Origin of the sequence: Halomonas sp. (genome assembly GCF_052095695.1) — a bacterium.
GTDB lineage: Bacteria > Pseudomonadota > Gammaproteobacteria > Pseudomonadales > Halomonadaceae > Vreelandella.
Genome location: NZ_JBQDLQ010000157.1, coordinates 1 through 3,898, shown reverse-complemented (window position 1 = coordinate 3,898; position 3,898 = coordinate 1). Strand labels below are relative to the sequence as shown.

Annotated in this window: 4 protein-coding genes; 3 read left to right on the top strand and 1 reads right to left on the bottom strand. The window is 52.3% G+C overall.

Features of this window, described 5'->3' with window-relative positions; all coding sequences use genetic code 11:
- Positions 1-100: 100 nt before the first annotated feature.
- Complete coding sequence (locus tag ACTH5D_RS17520) at positions 101-922, top strand: alpha/beta fold hydrolase (protein WP_441673467.1); 822 nt, start codon at positions 101-103, stop codon at positions 920-922.
- A gap of 86 nt (positions 923-1,008) precedes the next feature.
- Here ACTH5D_RS17520 and fabF read toward each other — a convergent pair whose 3' ends face one another.
- Complete coding sequence (gene fabF, locus ACTH5D_RS17515; RefSeq protein ID WP_441673465.1) at positions 1,009-2,280, bottom strand: beta-ketoacyl-ACP synthase II; 1,272 nt, start codon at positions 2,278-2,280, stop codon at positions 1,009-1,011.
- Positions 2,281-2,368: 88 nt separating this feature from the next.
- Between fabF and ACTH5D_RS17510 the strand changes: the two genes are divergently transcribed.
- On the top strand, positions 2,369-3,007 hold the full coding sequence (locus ACTH5D_RS17510) for a TetR/AcrR family transcriptional regulator (RefSeq protein WP_441673463.1): 639 nt from the start codon (positions 2,369-2,371) through the stop codon (positions 3,005-3,007).
- A gap of 174 nt (positions 3,008-3,181) precedes the next feature.
- The coding region (locus tag ACTH5D_RS17505; protein WP_441673461.1) for an OsmC family protein at positions 3,182-3,898 on the top strand (717 nt) is incomplete at its 3' end.

The window sequence follows — 3,898 nt, the reverse complement described above, 5'->3', positions numbered from 1 at the left end:
AAGCCTGAAATGCATAGGTTGCTGGCCGTATCCATACCAGTGCCGCTATAGATTATGATGACACCAGTGCCACGTTAACTCGGTAGATATTACTTTTCGCATGGGCGGCAGTGGCCCCGCGCTGCTGTTGCTTCACGGTCATCCGCAGACCCACGTGATTTGGCATAAAGTCGCGGCGTCGCTTGCCGAGCATTTTACGGTGATAGCGGCTGATCTTCGTGGTTACGGCGATAGCAGTAAACCTGACGATGATACCGAGCACCTCAACTATGCCAAGCGCACCATGGCGAACGACATGGCGGAGCTCATGACAGTATTAGGTTTTGAGCGCTTTAAAGTGCTGGCCCACGATCGAGGTGCCCGCGTTGCTCACCGGCTAGGCGTTGACCATGCCCAGCGAGTAGCGCGCATGGTGCTGCTGGATATTGCGCCTACGCTGGCCATGTATCGTGGCACGTCAGAGGCTTTTGCACGCTCTTACTGGCACTGGTTCTTTCTTATTCGCCCGCAACCGCTGCCAGAACTGCTGATTAGCAGCGATCCTGCTCAGTACCTAGAAAGTGTTATGGGAGCGCGTAGCGCCGGTATGGCGCCTTTTTCAGTCGAAGCGCTGGCGGAATACGAGCGCTGTTTATCACTGCCCGGTACCGCCACCGGTATTTGCGGCGACTATCGCGCCAGCGCCACGATTGATTTAGTGCACGACCAGGCGGACATTGATTCAGGCATTAAGCTGAGCTGCCCATTGAAAGTGATGTGGGGAGCTGAGGGGGCAATCGCGGCTTGCTTCGATGCCTTGGACGAATGGTGCAAAGTGGCCTCTCATGTTGAAGGAAAGTCGCTTCCCTGCGGCCATTATATTGCTGAAGAACTTCCCGAGCAGCTGTTAGAAGAAGTATTACCGTTTTTGCTCAAGGCATAGCCCTTCAAAACCGAGCCCTTCAAAACCGAGCCCTTCAAAACCGAGCTCTGCAAAACCGAGCTCTGCAAAACTGAGCCCTTCAAAACTTAGCGCTTGATCTTGCTGATAATCAGCGCTGCGTTAACGCCTCCAAAGCCAAATCCATTGCATAGCACATGCTGGGTGGCATGAGCGCGTGGGCTGACGGTGACAAAGTTTAAGTCCTGCATCTCGTCGTCGCAGTGCTCAAGGTTAATGGTTGGCGGCAGTTGGTCAGTTATCGCGGCCATGACAGAAAAAATGCTTTCTATACCTCCGGCTGCCCCTAACAGGTGGCCTGTAGACGACTTAGTGGCTGAAATCGGTATGTCGGGCAGCAGGGGGCCAAACACGTTGCGTAACGAGGCGATTTCAGCGCGGTCGCCAACCGGCGTGGACGTTGCGTGGGCGTTGATATGATTAATGGCATCTTTGGAAAGGCCGGCCATGCCAAGAGCTGCTTGAATCGCTAGGGCTGCACCTGCACCATCTTCTGGCCCGGCGGTAATGTGGTGTGCATCCGCGCTGGTGCCGTAGCCGCTAATGACCGCCAGCGGTGTGGCGCCACGGGCAAGGGCATGATCAAGCGTTTCTATCACTATAACGCCCGCGCCTTCACCCATCACAAAGCCGTTACGGTCTTTGTCGAACGGCCTAGAGGCGCGCTCAGGTGTGGTAGATTCAGTGGAAAGTGCTTTTAACGCGTTGAAGCTGGCCAGCGAAAGCGGGTCGATGCATGACTCTGCACCGCCGACGAGTGCCACATCGGCTTCACCGCTGCGGATAATGCGCATGCCATCGCCAATGGCTTGCAAGCCTGCCGCACAGGCCGTTACCGGGCAACCTAACGGGCCTTGAAAGCCATAGCGAATCGACAGGTTGCCGGCTGCCAGATTGGCTAAAAAAGCGGGTACGGTGAAGGGCGATATTTTACGATAGCCGCGTTCAGCTAGTGTTTTTTGCGCTTGAGTTATGGTCGGGAAGCCGCCGATGCCCGAGCCAATAATCGTCGCTGTTCGGCGCTTTTGGGCGTGTTCCGATGGCTGCCAGTTGGCCTGTTGCAACGCTTCCTGAGCGGCGGCTAGCGCATACAGGCTAAACAGATCCATTTTGCGGCGTTCTTTCGGGTCGGCAATACTGTCCAGATCAATCCCGCCAGCCGGGTCATTGCGGTGTTCAGGAACGACGCCGGCAATTTTGATGGGAATATCGCTGGTATCGAAGCGGCTGATCGTACTGATGCCGGACTGGCCTTTTAACAGTCGTTCCCAGCTTGTATTAACGTTGCTTCCTAGTGGGCTGACCATGCCCATGCCGGTAATAACAATAGGTGATTGCATAGCGATTCCAGAGTTATTGATGTCGCCAGCCTAGCACCAGACAAGATATGATCAAGGTCATATTCTATTGGTATACGACGAGGTAACTATGCCTTATCCCCAAAGCCATAAATCGAAAACGAAAGCGCGTATTTTGGCCTCCGCCGCGGAGTTATTCAGCCGTAAAGGCTTTCAGAAGGTGTCTATTGGGCAAATTATGACGCTCGCAAAGATGACTCATGGCGCCTTTTATACGCATTTTTCTTCAAAAGAAGCGCTCTACAACGAGTCAGTACGCCTTACGCTGGATAAAAGCCGGGCGGCAAGGTTGGTGAAAGGACCGCTATCGGTGCAACACTTGACTGATCTGGTCGCCAATTACTGCAATCTTCAAGAATTGGTTAGTAAGCACGAACCGGGCCCAGAAGCAGTACTTTTCAATGAGATTGGCAGCGAAAAAGAAGAAATCCGTACTCTGTTTGAAGCATCTTATTCACGTATGAAAAAGATGCTCGAAACCCGGCTCACGGCGCTCGGGAAGTTGAAGAAACTGCCTTTCGCCAATGACCGTAACGTGATTGCTGATAAGGCTAGGGTCATATTGGCATCGTTGATAGGCGCTGTGGCCCTTGCCAAAAGTTTGCCTGGAGAAGACGAGGGCAAACAGGTGCTGACGGCAACGCAGCGTCAAATTTTACTAATGATGGGCGTTAGTGAAAACGAAGCAGAAAACATGCTGCATGGGTAATCACCCACTTGCAGATAATTTTTTAAACGCTTCTGAATATTTTATGGGCAAGTTTAGCGGGAGTTAACGCATACAAGACGAAACGGGGTAAAAACTGGATAATGGCAGCCAATCAGCCTACGGCCCTGTTTATTCAAACGCCTAGCCAAGTTCATTACCCCCGGATGCTCGTACATGGAAATTAAAGTTAACTATCTCGATAACCTCCGGCTAGAGGCTAAGTTCGACGACTTTACGGTCATTTCTGACCAGCCTATCCGCTATAAAGGCGATGGTTCGGCGCCGGGTCCTTTCGACTATTTCCTGGCATCTTCTGCCATGTGCGCGGCCTATTTTGTGAAGGTGTACTGCAACGCGCGGGATATTCCTACCGAAAATATTCGCCTCTCGCAGAACAACATCGTCGATCCAGAAGACCGCTATAAGCAGATCTTTAAAATTCAAGTCGAACTTCCGGAAGATATTTCCGAGAAGGATCGCCAGGGGATTTTGCGCTCAATCGACCGCTGCACGGTTAAAAAAGTGGTGCAAACAGGCCCTGATTTTCAAATTGAAACGGTCGAAAACATTGATGAGGATGCCCAGGCGCTACTGATAGGCGCGCCGGAAGGTGGCAGTACTTACATTGCAGGAAAAGACTTACCGCTAGAGCAAACCATCGCCAATATGAGCGCGATGCTGGCGGAGCTGGGCATGAAGATTGAAATAGCCTCCTGGCGTAATATAGTGCCTCATGTTTGGTCGCTGCATATTCGCGATGCCGCCTCTCCCATGTGCTTTACCAACGGTAAGGGGGCAACCAAAGAGAGCGCACTATGCTCGGCGCTTGGTGAGTTTATTGAGCGCTTGAGCTGTAATTTCTTCTACAACGATCAGTTTTTTGGCGACGAG

Coding starts and splice junctions, on each gene's coding strand:
- ACTH5D_RS17520 (WP_441673467.1), top strand. CDS start 101: ATGGGCGGCAGTGGCCCCGCGCTGCTGTTGCTTCACGGTCATCCGCAG.
- fabF (WP_441673465.1), bottom strand. CDS start 2,280: ATGCAATCACCTATTGTTATTACCGGCATGGGCATGGTCAGCCCACTA.
- ACTH5D_RS17510 (WP_441673463.1), top strand. CDS start 2,369: ATGCCTTATCCCCAAAGCCATAAATCGAAAACGAAAGCGCGTATTTTG.